19 protein-coding genes and 1 pseudogene are annotated in these 19,616 nt (G+C 42.3%); 14 read left to right on the top strand and 6 right to left on the bottom strand.

The genetic code is table 11. The annotated features are described in order from the left end of the window. Position 1: 1 nt before the first annotated feature. The 5 genes and pseudogenes from PRK60_RS08630 (at position 2) to PRK60_RS08650 (ending at position 6,495) form a co-directional block, all read left to right on the top strand. A complete protein-coding gene (locus PRK60_RS08630) occupies positions 2 to 535 on the top strand; it encodes a helix-turn-helix domain-containing protein (protein ID WP_102169382.1) in 534 nt (177 codons plus the stop codon). Positions 536 to 543: 8 nt separating this feature from the next. Continuing rightward, positions 544 to 1,431: an IS3 family transposase gene (locus tag PRK60_RS08635; RefSeq protein WP_273646448.1), complete on the top strand. Its 888-nt coding sequence runs from the start codon at positions 544 to 546 to the stop codon at positions 1,429 to 1,431. A gap of 481 nt (positions 1,432 to 1,912) precedes the next feature. Next, positions 1,913 to 3,394: pseudogene (locus tag PRK60_RS08640) on the top strand (YfcC family protein). Between the two features lie 13 nt (positions 3,395 to 3,407). Next, positions 3,408 to 4,742, top strand: a complete 1,335-nt coding sequence (locus PRK60_RS08645; protein ID WP_273645986.1) for a M20 family metallopeptidase — start codon at positions 3,408 to 3,410, stop codon at positions 4,740 to 4,742. Positions 4,743 to 5,094: 352 nt separating this feature from the next. Further along, entirely contained in the window at positions 5,095 to 6,495 is a 1,401-nt protein-coding gene (locus PRK60_RS08650; protein WP_148444415.1) for an aminotransferase-like domain-containing protein, read from the top strand. A gap of 54 nt (positions 6,496 to 6,549) precedes the next feature. Here the strand turns inward: PRK60_RS08650 and PRK60_RS08655 are convergent, their stop codons facing one another. The 3 genes from PRK60_RS08655 to PRK60_RS08665 form a co-directional block, all read right to left on the bottom strand. Then, positions 6,550 to 7,542 (bottom strand): LacI family DNA-binding transcriptional regulator, encoded by a 993-nt coding sequence (locus PRK60_RS08655; RefSeq protein ID WP_273645987.1) that lies wholly within the window; start codon positions 7,540 to 7,542, stop codon positions 6,550 to 6,552. 66 nt (positions 7,543 to 7,608) lie between these two features. Next, positions 7,609 to 9,057, bottom strand: a complete 1,449-nt coding sequence (locus PRK60_RS08660; RefSeq protein WP_102167911.1) for a UDP-glucose--hexose-1-phosphate uridylyltransferase — start codon at positions 9,055 to 9,057, stop codon at positions 7,609 to 7,611. Between the two features lie 343 nt (positions 9,058 to 9,400). Continuing rightward, positions 9,401 to 10,579, bottom strand: coding sequence for a galactokinase (locus tag PRK60_RS08665; RefSeq protein ID WP_102167912.1), 1,179 nt, complete (start codon positions 10,577 to 10,579; stop codon positions 9,401 to 9,403). Between the two features lie 225 nt (positions 10,580 to 10,804). Between PRK60_RS08665 and PRK60_RS08670 the strand changes: the two genes are divergently transcribed. From PRK60_RS08670 to PRK60_RS08685, 4 genes are all read left to right on the top strand, one after another. Further along, positions 10,805 to 11,758: an SGNH/GDSL hydrolase family protein gene (locus PRK60_RS08670; protein WP_102167913.1), complete on the top strand. Its 954-nt coding sequence runs from the start codon at positions 10,805 to 10,807 to the stop codon at positions 11,756 to 11,758. 70 nt (positions 11,759 to 11,828) lie between these two features. Continuing rightward, positions 11,829 to 12,614, top strand: a complete 786-nt coding sequence (locus PRK60_RS08675; RefSeq protein WP_102167914.1) for a tyrosine-protein phosphatase — start codon at positions 11,829 to 11,831, stop codon at positions 12,612 to 12,614. Positions 12,615 to 12,627: 13 nt separating this feature from the next. Then, positions 12,628 to 13,134 carry a YbhB/YbcL family Raf kinase inhibitor-like protein gene (locus tag PRK60_RS08680; RefSeq protein WP_102167915.1) on the top strand — a complete coding sequence of 169 codons (507 nt, stop codon included), beginning with the start codon at positions 12,628 to 12,630 and terminating at the stop codon, positions 13,132 to 13,134. Between the two features lie 14 nt (positions 13,135 to 13,148). Next, the gene (locus PRK60_RS08685; RefSeq protein ID WP_102167916.1) at positions 13,149 to 13,376 is read left to right on the top strand and encodes a hypothetical protein; all 228 of its coding nucleotides are present in this window, start codon (positions 13,149 to 13,151) and stop codon (positions 13,374 to 13,376) included. Positions 13,377 to 13,433: 57 nt separating this feature from the next. On the opposite strand, the gene PRK60_RS08690 is transcribed toward PRK60_RS08685, so the two are convergent. From PRK60_RS08690 to PRK60_RS08700, 3 genes are read right to left on the bottom strand one after another with little or no spacing between them, the layout of a single operon-like run. Then, positions 13,434 to 13,613, bottom strand: coding sequence for a hypothetical protein (locus tag PRK60_RS08690; protein ID WP_102167917.1), 180 nt, complete (start codon positions 13,611 to 13,613; stop codon positions 13,434 to 13,436). A 13-nt stretch (positions 13,614 to 13,626) separates the two neighbouring features. Next, positions 13,627 to 13,953 carry a hypothetical protein gene (locus tag PRK60_RS08695; RefSeq protein WP_102167918.1) on the bottom strand — a complete coding sequence of 109 codons (327 nt, stop codon included), beginning with the start codon at positions 13,951 to 13,953 and terminating at the stop codon, positions 13,627 to 13,629. Positions 13,954 to 13,995: 42 nt separating this feature from the next. Beyond that, entirely contained in the window at positions 13,996 to 15,159 is a 1,164-nt protein-coding gene (locus tag PRK60_RS08700) for a hypothetical protein (protein WP_102167919.1), read from the bottom strand. Positions 15,160 to 15,266: 107 nt separating this feature from the next. Between PRK60_RS08700 and greA the strand changes: the two genes are divergently transcribed. The 5 genes from greA (at position 15,267) to PRK60_RS08725 (ending at position 19,614) form a co-directional block, all read left to right on the top strand. Then, a complete protein-coding gene (gene greA / locus PRK60_RS08705; protein WP_273645988.1) occupies positions 15,267 to 15,785 on the top strand; it encodes a transcription elongation factor GreA in 519 nt (172 codons plus the stop codon). Between the two features lie 221 nt (positions 15,786 to 16,006). Continuing rightward, positions 16,007 to 16,759, top strand: coding sequence for a nicotinamide riboside transporter PnuC (gene pnuC, locus PRK60_RS08710; protein WP_102167921.1), 753 nt, complete (start codon positions 16,007 to 16,009; stop codon positions 16,757 to 16,759). 100 nt (positions 16,760 to 16,859) lie between these two features. Next, the gene (locus tag PRK60_RS08715; protein WP_273645989.1) at positions 16,860 to 17,543 is read left to right on the top strand and encodes a response regulator transcription factor; all 684 of its coding nucleotides are present in this window, start codon (positions 16,860 to 16,862) and stop codon (positions 17,541 to 17,543) included. After that, positions 17,533 to 18,519, top strand: a complete 987-nt coding sequence (locus tag PRK60_RS08720; protein WP_102167923.1) for a sensor histidine kinase — start codon at positions 17,533 to 17,535, stop codon at positions 18,517 to 18,519. The genes PRK60_RS08715 and PRK60_RS08720 overlap by 11 nt, the downstream gene beginning before the upstream one ends. Before the next feature lie 339 nt (positions 18,520 to 18,858). Beyond that, positions 18,859 to 19,614 carry an ABC transporter ATP-binding protein gene (locus PRK60_RS08725; RefSeq protein WP_178695912.1) on the top strand — a complete coding sequence of 252 codons (756 nt, stop codon included), beginning with the start codon at positions 18,859 to 18,861 and terminating at the stop codon, positions 19,612 to 19,614. Positions 19,615 to 19,616: the final 2 nt, after the last annotated feature.

Raw genomic sequence — 19,616 nt, forward strand, 5'->3', positions numbered from 1 at the left:
TATGACTAAATACAAACCTGACTTTAAAGCTAAAATTGTCCACGAATATCTGACTACTCCACAAAGTTCTCGAGCCTTGGGGCGCAAATACAGTATCAGTAGCCGACTGATCAGGAAATGGATTCAAAGATATCGCTTAAGTGGGATAGACGCCTTGAAACGGCGTCGTCATCCACGAACCCTTACCGCAGATTTTAAGTTGAGTGTGATAGACTACTACCAAACTCATGAGGAATCGATGGTTAAAGTAGCGGCTCGATTTGACGTGCAAGCGTGCCAAATTTCACTTTGGCGGTCACAGTTCAAGCGAGATGGTATTGAAGCCTTGAAACCTCACCCGAAAGGTAGGCCGTCAAAGGTGAAACATACTAAGAAACGACTTCGTCGTCTTACTAATAAGACTGAAGTGGAACGTTTAAAAGAAGAACTTGCCAAGAAAAGCCAAGAACTCTATGACACAAAATTGGAACGTGACATCTTAAAAAAATCGTTGGCCCTGTTCGGACCCTCCAAGGCAAAGAGAAAACGCAAATAGTTGATCAGATCAGGGCAGATCAAGCATCGCTACCGAAGAAATATCGCTATAAGATTGGTGACATTCTCCATAAAATCAACCTTCCTAAGGCTACTTACCATGATGAGCGCAAGCGCATCGCTAACCATCATGATAAATATGCGAGTGTTAAGCAAGTGATTCTTAGCGTGGCTAAAGAAGGGCAAGTCCGCGGACGATGGACCTACGGTTATCGTCGCGTGAACCAAAAACTGCGGGCAATGGGCATTCATTTGGCGGACATGACGGTGAACAAGTTGATGGCGAAATTAGATGTTCAAGTGGCACTGTATAATCGCCACCGTAGTGGTAAATACTCATCTTATGAAGGTAATGTGGGCACAGTTGCGGATAATCTACTAAAACAACAATTTCAGGCCACCATTCCTTATCAAGTCCTCCACACAGATGTTTCTCAAGTTCGCTTAGCTAATCACAGTTGGGCTTATATTTCCTCAATTATCGATGAAGCCAGTAAGGAAGTTTTAGCCTTCCAATTGAGTCAACATCCTGATCGACAGTTGATTACCGCTACTCTCAACGAGCTATGTACAAAGCTGCCTGATAATGCTCAACCAATTATTCATTCTGATCAGGGGTGGCACTATCAACTGGGGTACTATACCCAAAAGTTAGCTGATAATCACTTTATTCAAAGTATGTCCCGTAAGGGAAATTGTCATGATAACGCACCAATGGAGAGTTTCTTTCACCTGTTTAAGACAGAGTTATTAGATGGTTTCCCACCATGTAAAGACTTAGCTGAATTAAAATCACTCTCAGCTCAATGCATTCATTACTTTAATTACCAACGTATCTCCTTAAAAACAAAAGGTATGACTCCGGTTGAATACCGAAATCATACCTTGGTAGCTTAAATAATCAATTTTGTCTAACTTTTTTGTTGCACTTCAAGGCTAGGATTGGTTCCTGGCCTTTTGATTTTGGGAATTGCTAGAGTTTGCGGCAACAGAGTCAAGAACTGCTCGCCGTGACCGTAATTTCTGCCTAGCTTTTTCTAAGTAACATAGTCAAAACGTGCTTCGCCCGAGTTTCCTAGAGCTAGCAAACTCCTTCCGCAGTAGCTGACTGAACTTTATATCCATAAAGTTCTAGTCATCCTTGCGAGGATTCACAGACGAAAACAAGTTTTCTGGTTCACCGCTTAGGCGCAAGTCGCCTTCGTCAGGAGAAATTGCTAGCTTTCCGGAAACTCTTTACGGCTTCGCACTCTAATTTTCCAATTGATGCCGCTTTCAAAGAAGTTTACAATAGGGTTGTGAATAGATTTGCAAATTAGTTTTTTGGGGGATTGGAGTGAGAAATTTGCAAGAAGTTAAGAAAAAGCATCGGTTCCATATGCCGTCAGCGTTCACGATTCTATTTATTATCATTGTTATTATTGCTGTATTAACCTGGATTATCCCAGCCGGAACATACGCAACCAACAAGGCTGGAAATATTATTTCTGGCACCTATCGTTCGGTTGCTAGTAAGCCTCAAGGGATTTGGGACGTCTTTATGGCGCCTGTCATTGGAATGGTTGGTGACAAAAAGACTGAAGGAGCAATTTCAGTTTCACTATTCATTCTGGTCATCGGGGGCTTTCTTGGGGTTGTAAACAAGACAGACGCCCTTAACGAAGGGATTAGTTCAATCGTTCACCGTTATAAGGGACGAGAAAAATTACTGATCCCGATCCTAATGATCCTTTTTGCCATTGGTGGTTCTACTTACGGAATGGGCGAAGAAACAATTGCCTTTTACCCATTACTGATTCCTGTAATGATGGGCGTTGGCTTCGACTCATTAGTTGCCGTTGCGATTGCCCTTGTTGGGACCCAAGTTGGTTGTTTAGCATCCACTGTTAACCCATTTGCTACCGGAGTTGCTTCACAGACATTAAATATTTCACCAGGTGATGGCTTAGGTTCACGGGTTCTTCTTCTGATTATTACGACAACTATTAGTATCATCTACGTTTACCACTATGCTTCTGTAATCGAAAAGCATCCTGAAAAATCACTCGTTTATAAACAACGAGCAGCGGATGAGAAGCGGTTCGCAATTAAAGTTCGTTCTGACGATGGTAATTTCAAAATGTCAAAACGGCAAAAAGCAGTTATTTGGCTCTTTGGTCTTACATTTGCAATTATGATTCTTGGTTTAATTCCATGGACTAACCTAAACAGTCACTGGACATTCTTTGACAGCTTTACTAAATGGCTAACAGGGATCCCATTCTTAGGCAATTTACTCGGTCACGATATGGCGCCACTAGGAACCTGGTACTTCAACGAAATTACCATGCTCTTCCTCTTTATGTCAGTTCTGATTATGTGGGTTTACCACATGAAAGAAAGTGAATTTATCGACGCCTTTATGTAAGGAATGGCAGACTTCCTTAGCGTCGCAATTATTGTTGCTGTTGCCCGAGGAATTCAAGTTGTAATGAACAACGGGATGATCACGGGAACCGTCCTTCATTGGGGTGAAACGGGTCTTCATGGCCTTTCGCAAAGTATCTTTATTATTTTGACCTACATTTTCTACATCCCAATGTCCTTCTTAATTCCATCTACTTCTGGACTAGCAGCTGCAACAATGGGGATTATCGGTCCTCTTGGGCACTTCGCCCACGTTTCTGGAAGTCTAGTTATTACTGCTTACCAGGCTGCTTCAGGTTGGGTCAACTTAATCACTCCAACTTCTGGAATTGTTATGGGTGCCTTAGCAATCGCCCACGTTAACATCAGTATTTGGTGGAAGTGGATGTTGAAATTGATGATCTACCTATTCATCGTTACCTGTGTATTCTTAGGAATCGCTGCCGTACTCTAGGAGGAATTAAATTATGACACAATTAGTTACCGAAAAAGAACAACAAGAGGCTATCAACGCTCTTGAAGAGTTGATTTCCGTACCTTCTTATAATCAAGCTGCTGAAGAAGATGCTCCATTTGGTCGGGGAATCCGGAACGCCCTTGATAAGATGATGGAAATTTGCGAACGTCTTGGTTTTAAAACCTACGAGGATCCCGATGGTTACTATGGTTATGCTGAAGTTGGCGAGGGTGACAAGATTTTTGGTGTAATTTGTCACCTGGATACTGTTCCTGCTGGCGATCCCAAGACCTGGGAACATGATCCATTTAAGGGAACAGTAGTTAACAATGCCGTTTACGGACGTGGTTCTCAAGATGATAAGGGGCCTGGAATTGCCGCATTATTTGCTGTTAAAGCTTTGATGGACCATGGTTACAAGTTTAACCAGCGAATTCGCTTTATCTACGGGACTGATGAAGAAATTCTTTGGCGAGGAATTGCTCAGTATAACAAGAAGGAAAGCCAAATTAATAGCGGGATCTCACCTGATGCGGAATTCCCACTAATCTATGCCGAAAAGGGTCTCCAGCAATCCTACCTTGTTGGACCGGGAACAGATCAATTTAAGTTGAGTTTAAAGAATGCCTTTAATGCTGTCCCTGACAAGGCCGTTTATGATGGCCCAAAGCAGGATGAGGTTAAGGCAGCCCTTGATAAGCATGGCTTTGAATATATCAGCGATGAAAATTCAATTACCGTTCTCGGAAAATCAGTCCACGCAATGTTAGCCCCACAAGGAACTAATGCCGTTCTTCGGTTGGCAATCGCCCTAGATGATGTCTTTGACTTTAAGCCACTTGATTTCATCGGCAAGCTCTTCAAGGAGGATGCCACTGGTACTAACCTCCTCGGTGATGTTGAAGACGAATCCGGTCACCTGACCATTAATATTTCCAGCCTCGAGATCAACGAAAAGGAAACCCGGATGCAAATCGATCTCCGGATCCCTGTTACCGTTGATCGAGATAAGCTTTTGGAAAAGCTCGCACAACGAGTTGCTCCATACGATCTCAAATACGTTCACTTTGACTATGTTGCTCCACTATACGTTCCAAAGGATAGCAAGCTAATTCAAACCTTAATGGATGTCTACAAGGAACAAACCGGTGATACTACCGCTACTCCACAAATCTCCGGTGGTGCCACTTTTGCTCGAACAATGCATAACTGTGTTGCCTTCGGTGGAATGCTACCAACTACTCCCGACTACATGCACCAAGCCAACGAACAGTGCCCCCTCAAAGACATGTTCAAAGCCATGGAAATCTACGCTCAAGCGATAAAGAGGTTGTGCGTAGATTAAAGAGTGTGAGCGACGACGAATTAGCCGCCGAGTCCTAAGGAATCCCGGACGATGATTGTTTGGCAATCAAGGACGGGATAGTTAGACGGAGGTTGCGGTCACGGCGAACACGTTTTGACTCGGTTACAGTAGCAGCGTTAACTCTGGCAAGCTCCTGGCGAGCAGATCTTAGCCATGTTGCAGTAACCTTGTTCCAATTATTGATGTAACTAAATAAACTGAGAGTTTAAGAAAGATTTTCTTACTCTCAGTCTATTTTTTCAACAATATATTGTTGATTTCATTTTAATTCCGTCTTATTATACATACAAGATATTAATTGTATGGATTACAATATAGGAGAGCGATTTGAATGCCAGTTAACGACTTTAGCCATCATCAGCTTACCTGGTACCCTGATAAGGGTAAGTTACAACGGCCAATTTATAAGAGCTTACTAGAACAACTAAAAGTCGCAATTAATAACGGAGATCTTACTCCAGGGACTAAACTCCCACCGCAAAGAGAATTAGCTGACTTTCTCGATATTAATTTCACTACCATCACCCGAACGTATAAACTGAGTGCACAACTTGGCCTAACCTTTGGGATTCATGGCAAAGGAACATTCGTTAGTCCTAATGGGATCGATCCGCTAACCGCTAATTCTCGTCAACGTCATACCATTGATCTAGGTTTTGCTGCTTCATTTGAACAAACAAACCACCTCTTGGATCAAGTCATTAAAAAAACGGTTAAGCAAGGAGCCACTCAGCTCTTAACGTATGACTCTCCTACTGGCCGTGAAGTAGATAAACTGGCTTTTAAGAGTTATCTTCGGTGGCTGGGAGTCGAGCTTCACACAAATCAAGAAGTCCTTGTAACTGCTGGTGGAGAGAACTCGTTAACCCTTCTCCTCATGATCATTTTTTCACGCGGTGATAAAATAGCGGTTGATGAATTTACTTATGGCAACCTAATCGCAACTGCACAGCTTAATAATATCCAGTTAGTTGCAATCAAAAATGACCAGTATGGGATGGACCCAACTGATCTCGAACGTAAATGTCAAAATAATAATTTAACTGGCCTCTACCTAATGCCCGAATATAGCAATCCCATGGGAATAACATTAAACACTACCCGCCGCAACGAACTGGCAATAGTCGCTAAAAAGCACCACCTTAAGGTTATTGAAGATGATTACCTAAGCTTTCTAAGTCGAAATAATCATGAAAGACCGCCAAAATTAATGCAGCTTCTTCCTGACCAAACCTTTTACATCTGTAGCATGTCAAAGGTGCTCGCATCAGGATTACGCATCGGCTATCTCGCCTTTCCTCAAGCCTATAAACAGCAAATTGAGAACGGCTTCTTCAATACGGTAGTCAAAGTTTCTTCCCTCAATAGCGCGATCGCGACCGAAGCAATCAATAGCCAAACTATTTACAAAATAATCGACCATAAGATGTCACTAGCAAAAGAATCTAACAAGCTATTCGATAGCATTTTTACTGATGCTCCAAAAACCAACCTAACTGATATTGCATTTTTTAGACGGCTTCCTATCAAGAAGAAAATAAGTGGCCAACAAATCGAGAGAGGATTGGCAGACATTTCTATTCGTTGCTTTAGTTCTGATCGTTTTAAGATAAATGCTTCAGCAACAGGTACTTTCCTTCGCGTTTCACTTTCCGCTACTAGTTCTCTTAACGAGCTAGCATATGGCTTAGAGAAGTTAAAAGGATACTTAGAATCGCAAAAATTAATATAGAAAGAGCTAGCCCAGAGCGAGTCGGATCTCGCTCTGGGCTAGCTTTGCTTATTCTTATTTCGTCGTCTGTCGCTTAATCAAATGGGTTCCAACAACCGTCTTACAAGGGTCATTTGCTGGATGAGCAAGTCGCTTAGCCATTACATCAACAGCTGCATGGGCCATCTCATCAGTTCCGACATGAATTGCTGACATGCTTGGATAAACATACTTTACAATTGCCGTATCGTTAAAACTAATCATTGCCAAACGATTAGGAATATCAATTTTGGCTTCTTGAACAGCCTTTAGTGCCCCAACGGCCATTGGATCATTAGCGATAAAGATTGCGTGAGGCAACTTGTCACCAAGCTCTTCAATTGCCTTCTTCATTGCCCGATAGCCCGACATTGACGTATAATTACCGGCAAACATATATTCCGGATGATAAATACCGCGCTGCCGTAAATCAGCTTCAAAATACCGCCGCCGTAGATCAGGAACGACTTCATTGTCCGTTGTCATTTCTGTTCCGGCTAACATTCCAATGTCCTGAATCCCTTCATCCAAGAACTCGTTAATAACAGTATGGACAGCATTCTCAAAGTCAGGTACTAAGCAGTCATACCCCGCAGCTAAACTATCGAAATCAACAAAAACGATGTTATTAGTTACTAGTTTTAACTCTTGCACTTGCGAATCACTAAATTTACCAATTGCAATAATTCCCGTTACGTTCCGGGGAATCTTCTCTAAGTCGTTTTGATAAATTGGCACTGTTTGGATCCCGCGTTGTTGAGCAGAACGTTCAATCTCCATTCGGATTCCCATATAGTAAAGGTCATCAAGTTCTTGGGTAAGCGAATACCATTGAACAATTGCTACCCGTTGCACTTGGTCACTCCGCGTCCGCTTATGCTTCGTGTAATCTAGCTCTTCTGCAGTACTTAAAACTCGTTGTCGAGTATTTTCATTAACAGAAAGCGTCGAATCATTATTCAAGATTCGCGAAACCGTTGCAATAGAGACACCAGCTCGACTGGCAATATCACGTAACGTTGCTGCCATGGTAATCACCCCTTCCCATTTTAGAACTTATTTTACCTGGATTACCGCTAATTTGTCTAGACCGAACTATAATTGAGCAATAAAACGATCCCAACCAGCGTTTCCGGCTTCATCATCCTTGAAGACACCAGCATTTTCGAGAACATTAGCAAATACATTTGCCAATTCTTGTTCCATGATTTCGTCAACGTTGTCAGCATTGATGTCCATCTTTTCGGCAATTTCCTTAGCCCATGAGAGGTGGCTGTCAGCAATATTATTTGCTTCACCTAACCAGAACTTCTTAACTTCCGCTAATTCGTCCTTTAACCGAGCTGGTAAAATTGCCCGTCCCATAACTTCGATCAAACCGATATTTTCCTTCTTGATGTGCCATAACTTTTCGTGTGGGTGGAAGATACCAAGTGGGTACTTGTCACTAGTATTATTGTCCCGTAAAACAAGGTCAAGGACGAACTTCTTCCCATCACGGTGCATAATTGGGGTTACCGTGTGGTGACGAATATCACCATCGAATGCCTTTAAGGACAGACTTTCATCATCATAGTGATCCCAAACATCAATAATGTGGGAACCAAGGTTAATTAACTCAGTGGTATTCGCACTAGTTAACCGAATATCACTCATTGGCCAATTAACAATTCCGGCTTCAACGTCTGGGTATTCGTCAAAGTGGAGTGGCTTTTTAATTTCTGCTTTCATCATTGGGAAGCTGTGGCGACCACCTTGGTAGTGTTCATGGGCTAACATTGAACCACCAACAATTGGTAAGTCAGCGTTACTACCGACAAAGTAAGCAGGCAATTGTTCTTCAATTTCAACTAAGTTAATCAAGGTTTGCCGGTTAATTTGCATTGGTTCATGCTTGCTGTCAAGGAAGATGCAGTGTTCATTGAAGTAAGCATATGGTGAGTACTGGAAGCCCCACTTGTGACCACCAACTACGATCCGGATTACCCGGTGATTACTCCGGGCCGCTTGTCCTAGGCGTCCCTTATACCCTTCATTTTCCATACAAAGAGCACATTGTGGATACTTCTTCTTGGTATCATGAGCAGCCGCTGCAATTGCCTTTGGATCCTTTTCTGGTTTAGACAAGTTAATGGTGATTTCTAGATTACCGTACTTCGTTGGCCGATCAAACACAATGTTCTTCTTAATTGCCGCAACCTTAACGTAATCGTTTGATGTCATTAACTTGTAGAACCAATTAGTCGCAGTTTCAGGAGACTCTTGGTACTTTTCCCAAAATTCTTCATTTACAACGGACGGCCGTGGTGTCATTAAGTCATAAAGTTGATCATTCAAAATTTCCCGTTCTGTTTGACCATCCTCAATCTTACCCCGCTTAACAGCCAGATCAACTAATTGGGCAACAACTGGTTGGTCCTCATTACCATCAACATCTTCATCGCCTACAAAGCCACGAATCTTATTCATTACATAAATCTTGTCAAGTGGCTTGTATGCTCCACTGGCAATTACATCATCAGCAAATTTTTCGATTAACTTCATCTTTTAATTCCCCCACTCACTTAAATATTACTCAAGCTAACGTCCTAGGCGGCATGGTCGAAACGTGCTTCGCCCGAGTTTCCTAGAACTAGCAACCTCCTTCCTAGGCGCAAGTCGCCTTCGTCAGGAGAAATTGCTAGCCTTCCGGAAACTCTTTAGGACGAAGGCACTCTATTAAACGTGCTCGCCAGGAACTTGCTAGAGATAACAGCTTCTAATATTACACAGCCGAAACGTGCTCGCCGTGACCGCAACTTCCGCCTAGCTATCCCGTCCTTGATTGTAAACAATCATCGTCCGGGATTTCCTAGTGCTCAGTTGCTAGTTCGTCACGGCTCGCACTCTACAACTTGTGCGGACCGTCCACAACTTCGGCATCGTAGAAACTGGCGTCGTAACCAATCTTATCGCGGTAGATCTTACCAACATTCTTCTTAAAGTTTTCAGCTTCGGACTTCTTAACAATGGCAATTGCACTGCCGGCGAAACCACCGCCGACCATTCGTGCACCAAGGCAGCCAGGTTGATCCCAAGCATTTTCTGCTAAGGTATCAAGTTCCTTACCAGTAACTTCGTAGTCATACTTCAAGGAAACGTGTGAAGCGTTGATTAAGCGACCAAGTTCTTCAAGGTCACCCTTTTGCATTGCATCGATGGCCCGCTTTGTCCGTTCGTTTTCACTAACAGCGTGACGAGCACGACGAATCAAAGTGTCGTCATTAATTAGGTAGGTGTATTGATCAAAGGTTTCAGAATCAATTTCACCCAGCTTATTGATGTTTAACTTCTTGCTGAGACGCTTTACAGCTTCTTCACATTCTTGAACCCGTTCGTTGTACTTTGAACCAGCTAGTGAGTGGGTCTTATTCGTACTCATAATGATAATTTCGTAGTCGCCAAGCTCAAGTGGTAAGTACTTATAGTCCAAGGTGTTGCAGTCAAGGAAGATTGCGTTATCTTTCTTCCCCATCCCCACAGCAAATTGATCCATAATTCCAGAATTCAAGCCAACAAAGTCATTTTCTGTCTTTTGACCAAGCTTAACGAGATCAATCTCATCAATATCTAAATTAAATTCTTCCTTTAATAAGTTCCCCATCAGCATTTCAATTGAAGCCGATGATGAAAGGCCTGAACCGTATGGAAGGAAACCATGGATATAAAGGTTAAATCCATGATCGATCTTGTAGCCGCGTTGCTTGAGGTAAACAAGCATCCCCTTAAAGTAGTTAACCCACTTTTCATCTTTAGCAGATTGTGGTTGATCATCGTTAATGTCAAAAGTAATGATCTTGCTATTTTCAACCTTGGCGGAGTTTGCTGAATAAATTGCTACGGTAGTGTCTTCACGTGGGCCATAAACACCATAAGTACCAATGCTAATTGCACATGGGAAAACATGACCACCATTGTAATCCGTATGTTCACCAATTACATTAATTCGTCCAGGAGAGAAGAAAACATCCTTTCCTGGTTCCTTAAATGTGTCTTGATATTCTTTAAGAAAATCTTGCTTATCCATGTCAAAATACCTCCATGACCACTTGAGCAAAGTGGCTAAACAAATTAGTAAACTTTTACTAAACTATAATTTAGACTCTTTTACCCCATTTGTCAACAAGCGCTTTCATTTTTGAAGCAATAATATTGTAAGCGTTTTCTGTGAAGATTGATAGGACGCCTGTTTGTCTCCCCTTAGTTCGGTTTAAAGTTCTATAATTATAAAAAAAGGAAAGGGATTTTTTTCATGCATCGCTACTCCCCAAATTCTCTTTATGAATTAATATCTCCTCATGGTCGCTGGTTCATTAAAAAGCTTAACCAATCCGCAACCCTCTACACTACTAATCTTGGCAGCCGATTACGGTTCATCGCTAAAGACGTCAATACCCTGACAGTTAATGTGCTGGATAACCGCAATCCACTTTCACCCTCACAAATTTACGCCTGGCGAATTGACGGCAACCAGTGGCACCGTGAACTAGCAAGTCACCGCAGTTGGCATATAGAATGCGGATCGACAAACCACTTAATTGAAATTATAACGGCTGGTAATACGGATCTTGATCGTGTCTGGAACGGTAACGAGGGGTTTGCGATCACTTCAATTGACGTCAAACAAGGAGAATTGATTAGTGCACCTTCAATCCCGGTGATTGATTTTATTGGCGATTCAATTACCGCTGGCTGCTGGGTAGCGGGACGAAATGCTTCGACTGATTACCGACCAGAAAGCAACTATGCAGGGACCGCTGTTGACTTGCTTCACGCAACCGACGTACGAATTGCCTATTCCGCTGGTGGAGTGCTTCGTCAAGCCACTGGCGGTGTCCCGACTGCGGATCAATTCTTAACGAAACTTGATGTCACGACTTCTTGGCAAGCAAACACTCCTGATCTAGTAGTAATCAACCTTGGCGTTAATGACCGGCGTTTTCCATTAGATCAGTTTAATGCAAGCTACGATCACTTCTTGTCCCTTATTACTACCCTTTTCCCGTCAATTCCAATTCTCCCAATGATTCCGTTCAGTCAAACTTTTGCTGAATCAATCCGTTCTCTTACTAAGAAACACAAACTTCCCCTAATCGAAACTCTGGGATGGTGTTCTAGCTTTACCGATGATCTCCACCCTGATCAGTCTGGAGCCACCGAAAGCGGGTACCGGTTAGCGGAGAAGTTATCAAACTGGCTAAAGTAGGGTACAATTAATAAGGTAAAGTACTTAGGATGATCGCAAGTAGTTCGTCCTAGTAAAAGGAGGTTTTGACATGACGGGTCAACGCTTATTAGACATTCAAGATGGCCATAATTTTCGCGATCTGGGTGGCTACGAAACTAAAGATGGACGTCATGTAAAGTGGCACCGGCTCATTCGTTCCGGTTCGCTTGCTCATTTAAACGAACATGATTTAAACACTCTAGCAGCAATTCCCGTTACGATCGATATTGATCTACGGGCGCCAGAAGAGGTTAAGCAAGCCCCTGATAAACTCCCCCAGACTGCTAGTTATTATCATCTACCAGTATTTAAGTCTGATGAGACTGACGCTTCCCACAGTGATGAAGAAATCATGAGTCGGATTCTAAAACCAGGTAATGGCTATCAGCACATGCTGGATGTTTACCGTCGAATGGTAGAGGTTCCGACTGCTAAGGCTGCTTACCAGCGAATGTTTGAGCTTCTGTTAAGTAATAACCCCGCTCAGGCCAGTCTTTTTCACTGTACTGCCGGGAAGGATCGTACAGGGATGGCTGCCTACCTAATTCTAAGTGCTCTCCAAGTACCTGAAGAAACGATTCTGAAAGATTACTTGCTTACCAATAAGGCAACTCAGAGTTTTCGAGAACAGTGGCTTCAAACGTTACGTGATAAGGGCGAAAGTGAAGTCGTAGTGGAAAATCGCCGTGCTCTCGGTTCTGTTTCAGTCGATTACCTTAACCAGGCAATTGATCTGATCAATACTAATTACGGAAACGTTCAAAATTACTTAACCGAATACTTCGATCTCTCACCGAATGATCTTAAGCAACTACAACAACTATATTTAGATTAAAGAAGTGATTTTAATGAAAATTTCAGTCCCGCTTATTAACGGAATGTTAGCTGATGAATACGGTAAGTACGCTCCAGCTAACTTAATGCTAGCTGACCACCCAATTAAATCTTTTCCAATCGAAATCAGTGAAGCCCCTACCAAAACAAAGACATTTGCCATCGTTTTTGTTGATTATGATTCCACCCCAGTTTGTGGGTTTACCTGGATTCATTGGCTAGCTGCTAATATTCCAAGCACCATGACTTCCATTCCGGCAAATGCTAGTCGCCAACTAAGCGATCAATTTGTTCAAGGAAATAATAGTAATGCTGGATCCCTAGTTAATGGCGATCCTGCAATTTCTAGCGGTTACGTCGGTCCACAACCACCAGATCAGACCCACCACTACACACTAAAGGTTTACGCTCTTGATGACCAGTTGCCGCTGAAAAACCACTACTGGTTAAACGAGTTTATCCATGCCGCTAAGGGTCATATCTTAGCTCAGGCAGAATTTGATATTCCAAGTCGGGCATAAGGAGGAATAATAAAATGGAAACAAGAATTTTCTTTAACCCTGGCGATTCAATCGCTAATATTCATGATTACAACGAGGCAGTTCGTAAGGGCCAAATCTTCAAGCGTGAACGAGAAGCTGATGATCTCGTTATTGCTAAGGGGCCCGATGACGAAGAATACGCAATCTTCTATGCAAAAGATGCGCAAGTCAAGCCGAAAGCTGATAAGGCTAAGCCATATGAAATAAAAAATCGGCTTTAACGTAATAAAAACGACCGTGATGGGAATTTCCCATTACGATCGTTTTTCATTTTAAAACTATTTCTTTTTTAGGAAATACTTTGGCAGCTCGACAACTTCAAACCCTAAAAAGATAATCGCAATAACTTTAATTACCCAACTATCTTTCTCGAAAAGGGTTGTCAACCAAATAATAACTACAAATACGTCTGCATAGAAAGAAGGAAAACTATAAAAAGGCTTATTAGGTTTTTCCATATTGTCATTTCCTTTACCGGCCACCAACCAGCTTAGCAACTTGTGATTCAAGGTAGCCAATCAATGCGTCTGAATCAGTTTTGAAGTCATCAACAAAGCTCTTGCCGTTTGGAGTAACAACACCAACTTGTTCACCCATTGCATCGGTAACAATTAACTTATCCCCGTCACGTTTTACCTCATCGTAGCGTCCTTCAAGCGCCTCATCCAATAAGGCCTGCAAAATGTCCGGAACGGCCTGCTCAATCACTTCTTCTGGTGTTACTTGTTCACCATGAACCTGGTGTTTAGCCACCTGAACAGCTACTTCTTCCATGTTTTCAGGAATATATGCACTCACTAATCTCAGCTCCTTTCCATCACGCACGACAAAATAAATTAATTACTTTTTCCGCTTTTTTCGTCGTTTCTTACTAAATTTAATTCCTTGTGGGACTCGCTTTTTCCTTAACAATTGCCGATCCTTTTCTACCGGAACTGGTTGACGAGTTGCCTGTTGCCGCTTATGCAATTGTTGCCGCTCGTACTCTCCCCACGGACTAAGGATCGACCGCATAAACGTTGCCACTTGCGATTGGTGGGCATCCATCCACTTTTCGGTTTTGTTCACGTTATCAGTATCGACACCTTGACTCTGGATGTATGAAAGCATCAATTGAGTTGTCCGTTGACGACGCTCCATTGAAGCCAACATGTTTTGGGAAGTTTGCATATGAGCAATTGACTTCAAAGCAACCCGGTACTGCTCCATATCAATCTGGTCAGTCCGTTTCAAGTAGTCAAATAGTGCTTGGGCAGTTGGAACGATATTTAGGATCTCCAACTTGGTAATATTTGGATCTAGCGGCATCATCATCCCCAAGACCAATTGCAAGTCAGCAAACCGCCATTGATTAATTCCTTGATGACATTCCTGATACATTAATTGCAGAAATTCCGCAACCAGATATTGCTGATCGGCAATGCTGAGGTCCTTTTCCTTAAATTCCGGAGCGGTGGCGACCTCTTTTTTGATCCGCGTAATTTCCTGCTTCATCTTCCCTGCTGGAATTAACTTTACAGGAGCGGTCGGCTGCTTTAGTTCTTCACTCGCCGGCTCTTTAGCAGGTTGATCTTTTTGTGGTGCTTCATGATTACTGGTTTGCTTTTTAAGATCCGAAGCAGCTGCCTTTTGTGGTTCACCATTTAATTCAGCCAATGTCTGGTGAGCTTTCCGACACTTATTCATTACTGAACGCTGCTCATCAATGGCCTTTTCAATTGCACCTAATTGCTTATTCCCCAAGAACTTTTGATAAGCCTTCAGCACTGGTGACACGGCAATTCCAAACGAATTAGTTAACGCTGGATCAGCAATAAATTGACCAACCATTACTTGTTGAACCGCTTGGGGTGTCCACGCGGTATCATCCAGTTGGTGCTCTTCGGTCATATACTTATTGAACCGGGTCAAAATATTTTGAGCATGTTTCTGCTGATTAGCAGATAACTGGTCATACGTGGACGAATTTAAGAACCCTTTAATATGTTCTTCCTGTTCGCTCATTTCCCAATTATTCCTCCATCAAAAATTGAATTATCTTCTCTATCATATCATAATTACAAATGAACAATTAATTAGGCCGTCAGTAAGACGACAAGGAGCGATTTTTAATGCAACGTAAAAAGATCCAAGAAGCAATGGCTCACGTATATTTTCAAAAAATGACACCAACCGGCTATCACGAAATTGAGCAGGAAATCAAAAAGCTGCAAGCACAGCGTCCCGCCAAGATTGCTCAATTAAAAGCCGCCCGAGCTCTTGGTGACTTATCAGAAAACACCGAGTATAGTACCGCTAAGCGTGAATTGCGTTATTTGGAAAGCCGGTTGCGCTACTTAAATAAGCAACTTCAATATGCGGAAATCATCAAACCCACTGACTCACAAACCATCGATCTTGGAACTACAGTCACCCTTCAATTTATAGACGATGATGAACGGGTCGACTATACGATTGTTGGTAAGCAAGAAGCCGATTTGCAAAAGCAAAAGATTTCATTTGACTCACCGCTTGGGCAAGCGCTACTGCATCAAAAAGTTGGGCAGACGGTTTCCGTTCAGGCACCACAGTCTATCTACCAGGTTAAAATTTTAGCCGTTCAATTAACCTCACCTGAGGAATCAGTTTAAACCAGTTCCGGAAAAAATATTTTGAAATTAACTCGGTCCCCTGCACTAACCTAATTAAGGCAAATATCGACTGATTAATCGGCTGTTTTTCTGCTTGTTTCGCTAGCGAAGAATGCTATACTAGATCTCGTTGCGTTCGCACGTCGTCCACAACATATTGTATTTTTTGTTTTTATTCATTTAACGTGGACACAATATATTGATATAGGAGACTTTGAGTAATGAAGAACTATTTACACTTTCTCGCTCACCAGCTTAAGGGTTGGCCTCAACAAAACTACTACCTGTTTTTCTTCAGCCTTGGCTGTCAGGTAATGACCTTGGTAAACGATAAAATTACCTGGATCACGGTAATTACCTTTATCGGAACAACACTGGGAGTTCTTTGTATCTTAGCAATTAATGCTGCTAAATCCGTTAACGGTTGGTTGGGAATCCTCTCTGCTATCTGTTTTATCATTGTTGGTTTCAGCGCCAAAAACTATCTCAGTATTGGTGAACAGCTTGCTTACGTTGTTACTCTAGATATTCCAGTCCTGCTTTCTGCTAATTGGAATATCAATATGGTCTCCAAAATCCGGAAATTCACTGGTAAAACTTGGGTTGTTGCAATTCTTTCAACAATTGCTGTTTACCTAGTTTCTGGTTATCTGATCGGTGCTTTAACTAATGATCCGCGGCCATGGATTGATGCTATTAGCTTCTCAATTAGTTTGACTGCTGGTGTTATTTGTTTCTTACGGTACAACAACCAATACTTCTGGTGGTTGGCTTCCGGAATCTTCCAGATGGTTCTTTGGGGAATCACATTTGCCCAAGGTGATGCTTCATTAGCAATGGCCGTTAACAGTATGGTTTACATCATCAATGATGTCTTAGCCTTCACCATTTCACCATGGTACAACAAGCGTGAACGTGCCCGGCTTGAAAAAGAAGAAGCTAAGTACTCTGCTAACTTAAATACCCAAGCTTAACATAAACTTACTAGTCCCCAATTCAGGTCCTTGTGATTTGAGTTGGGGATTTTCTTAATGTATGATCTGATTAGTTATTTAACTTTTTGGGGGCTCAAGGATGGCTAAAATATTCGTTGTGGAAGACAATCCCACAATTATCAAAACGATCAGAACTGAATTAGCAAAATGGAAACACACAATCATCACCGTTAAAGATTGGGATCACGTGGTGGACGAAGTGGAAGAAGCTGACCCTGACCTAATCTTATTTGATATTACCCTACCAACTTTTGACGGTTTTTATTGGATTAGTGCTGTGCGTCAAATTACAAAAGCACCGATTATTGTTATTTCAGCAGCGGATATTGATAGTAATATTATGCACGCAATCGCCTCTGGAGCTGACGATTACATCATGAAGCCCTTTTCTACTGCTGTCCTGCTAGCTAAAATCCAGGCGCTTCTCCGGAGAAATCAGGAACCGGGCAATGTGGACAGCCTCAATTGGGACACGAATGATCTTAATTCACTCACTAATGAACTAACGACACCCAAGGGAACTGTTCAATTATCTCCCACTGAAAGCGCCCTTCTCAGCGTCCTTATTACCCACCTAAATCAAACGGTTACTAAGGAGCAACTTCTTGAATGGCTTTGGCAGGGTGGTAAATTCCTTAATGATAATACTTTAAACGTTAATATCAGTCGACTGCGGTCTAAACTAGCAACTGTCAATTTGAATGATAATCTGCGAACTGAACGTGGAATTGGCTATCGGTTGGTGACCCGTCATGCAAAATAAAAAATTCTGGTTCTACCAATTAAAGTCATTTTTACCACTTACCATTGTTTACCTTTTTCTTCTCGGGATTATTAAGCTCTTAACAATTTTGTACTACATCCCCCAAAGCTTTTTCTGGGACGTTATTCGCTTTAGCTTACCCTTCCTAGTAATCTGGTTCTTCATCAACAGCTACCAATCTGCTAAACGGCTAAAAGCAATCATCAAGGAACAGGACATCCCCGCAAACACTCCAACTGAAGCTCAACTTCTCCACACTAATAAGTTCCAACGACGGAAAAGCGATCATTTAATCCGGAGCTTGCATAATCATCAACAAGAGCAGTTAGACCATGTTGAACTGTATTCTCACGAAATCAAAAATTCATTGACCAGTTTACAGGCAGCCGCGGAAAATAACGATATGGTCCCCAGCAAGGTAATCCGTCAAGCTATCCAGCAGGCAGACTACCATTTAGAAATGTTATTAAATGACGAGCGTCTCGCAATGTCTAGCAATGACTTTAATTTTGAATGGATCAACCTTCAAGCACTCATCACGACAATCCTGAAGCAAAACTCTTCTGTTTTCATTAGTCGTCAGCTCGTTCCCAAACTCCAGCACCTTAACGGCATCTCTGTCTTAACTGACAGAAAGTGGCTCCGCTTCTGTATCAACCAACTTCTAACAAACGCCATTAAATATTCGCCTAATGGGGCAACGATTTTCTTTAATTGGGCTGATAACAGTCTCCAAATTATTAATCAGGGAACTGGAATTTCCAGCAGTGATCTCCCCCGCATCTATGACAATGGCTTTTCTGGCAAAAATGGTCACCAAACAACTAAGTCAACGGGGATGGGACTATATTTAGTTAAGAAGATCACCGCCCAGCTAAATTTCGATCTAACAATCACGTCCAAAACCGGTCAGGGAACTCGTGCTACTCTCCATTTCCCAGGAAATAATGTCAAACACAAGGCCATTAAAAAGTAACAACACAGTCCGTAAACATTACAATTCTGTAAGGTTCTCCGCAATTCTGTAAGTACCAATTGCCGGAGAGCCTTTTTATAATGAAGATAGAGTGTGAGCCCGTTAAGACCTTCCGGTGGCTAACGATTTCTCCGACGAACGGCGTCTTGTCGTCGGAGTCGGAGGTCGTTAGCTCGAGGAAGGTTAGGGCGAACAGATCTTGACTATGTAGCCTAGAACGTTATCTCTAGCAAGTTCCTGGCGAACACATTTTGACTCTGCTGCCTAGAACATCAGCCACTGCGCCTCAGAAGTACTCTTCTCTCACAAACGCAACCATCAAAGAAAGGATCAATCATCATGAACCTCTTACACCTTAGCCACATTAAACGAACATATAATGCTAATTCAGCTCACCCAGTTCACGCACTCAAAGATATTAGCTTTGACGTTAACGCTGGTGAATACATCGCAATCATGGGTGAATCTGGCGCTGGGAAAAGCACCTTGTTGAATATTATCGCAACCTTAGAAAAGGCTAGTGCTGGTGAAATTCTATTAAACGGGCAAGATTTAAGCGAACTGACTGCTGACGAGGCAGCTAAGTACCGTCGCGAACACCTCGGCTTTATTTTCCAGCGCTTTAATCTCCTGGATAGTCTTTCCAACCGAGATAACATTTACCTTCCGTTAGTTTTAGCTCAGGTTCCCGTAGCAGAAATGGCTCAACGGGTTAAGCCACTTGCTAAAGCATTAGGGATTAACCAAATCATTGATCGCTTTCCAACAGAAACATCTGGTGGTCAACAACAACGGGTAGCAATTGCTCGGGCATTAATTGCTCAACCCGATCTCCTGTTAGCTGACGAACCAACCGGTGCCCTTGATTCAAATACCAGTAACGAAATTCTTGATCTCTTTGATACCGTTAACGGTAATGGACAAACAATCATCATGGTTACCCATAGTGCTGCCGCTGCTAGTCATGCTAAGCGAACTCTTTTTATTAAAGACGGCAGAATTTACCATGAATTATTCCGTGGCGATGATTCGCTTAAGGAATACCAAGAGCAGATTAGCAATACAATGATGACCATTACGAACGGTGGTGAATAAGG

Source organism: Limosilactobacillus portuensis (genome assembly GCF_028607025.1).
Taxonomy (GTDB): Bacteria; Bacillota; Bacilli; order Lactobacillales; family Lactobacillaceae; genus Limosilactobacillus; species Limosilactobacillus portuensis.

Excerpts from the sequence above, each read along its gene's own strand:
- PRK60_RS08675 (WP_102167914.1), top strand. The coding sequence starts at position 11,829 with ATGACGGGTCAACGCTTATTAGACATTCAAGATGGCCATAATTTTCGC.
- greA (WP_273645988.1), top strand. The coding sequence starts at position 15,267 with ATGCAACGTAAAAAGATCCAAGAAGCAATGGCTCACGTATATTTTCAA.
- PRK60_RS08650 (WP_148444415.1), top strand. The coding sequence starts at position 5,095 with ATGCCAGTTAACGACTTTAGCCATCATCAGCTTACCTGGTACCCTGAT.
- PRK60_RS08690 (WP_102167917.1), bottom strand. The coding sequence starts at position 13,613 with ATGGAAAAACCTAATAAGCCTTTTTATAGTTTTCCTTCTTTCTATGCA.
- PRK60_RS08630 (WP_102169382.1), top strand. The coding sequence starts at position 2 with ATGACTAAATACAAACCTGACTTTAAAGCTAAAATTGTCCACGAATAT.
- PRK60_RS08660 (WP_102167911.1), bottom strand. The coding sequence starts at position 9,057 with ATGAAGTTAATCGAAAAATTTGCTGATGATGTAATTGCCAGTGGAGCA.
- PRK60_RS08665 (WP_102167912.1), bottom strand. The coding sequence starts at position 10,579 with ATGGATAAGCAAGATTTTCTTAAAGAATATCAAGACACATTTAAGGAA.
- PRK60_RS08655 (WP_273645987.1), bottom strand. The coding sequence starts at position 7,542 with ATGGCAGCAACGTTACGTGATATTGCCAGTCGAGCTGGTGTCTCTATT.
- PRK60_RS08680 (WP_102167915.1), top strand. The coding sequence starts at position 12,628 with ATGAAAATTTCAGTCCCGCTTATTAACGGAATGTTAGCTGATGAATAC.
- PRK60_RS08670 (WP_102167913.1), top strand. The coding sequence starts at position 10,805 with ATGCATCGCTACTCCCCAAATTCTCTTTATGAATTAATATCTCCTCAT.
- PRK60_RS08700 (WP_102167919.1), bottom strand. The coding sequence starts at position 15,159 with ATGAGCGAACAGGAAGAACATATTAAAGGGTTCTTAAATTCGTCCACG.
- PRK60_RS08685 (WP_102167916.1), top strand. The coding sequence starts at position 13,149 with ATGGAAACAAGAATTTTCTTTAACCCTGGCGATTCAATCGCTAATATT.
- PRK60_RS08720 (WP_102167923.1), top strand. The coding sequence starts at position 17,533 with ATGCAAAATAAAAAATTCTGGTTCTACCAATTAAAGTCATTTTTACCA.
- pnuC (WP_102167921.1), top strand. The coding sequence starts at position 16,007 with ATGAAGAACTATTTACACTTTCTCGCTCACCAGCTTAAGGGTTGGCCT.
- PRK60_RS08645 (WP_273645986.1), top strand. The coding sequence starts at position 3,408 with ATGACACAATTAGTTACCGAAAAAGAACAACAAGAGGCTATCAACGCT.
- PRK60_RS08725 (WP_178695912.1), top strand. The coding sequence starts at position 18,859 with ATGAACCTCTTACACCTTAGCCACATTAAACGAACATATAATGCTAAT.
- PRK60_RS08715 (WP_273645989.1), top strand. The coding sequence starts at position 16,860 with ATGGCTAAAATATTCGTTGTGGAAGACAATCCCACAATTATCAAAACG.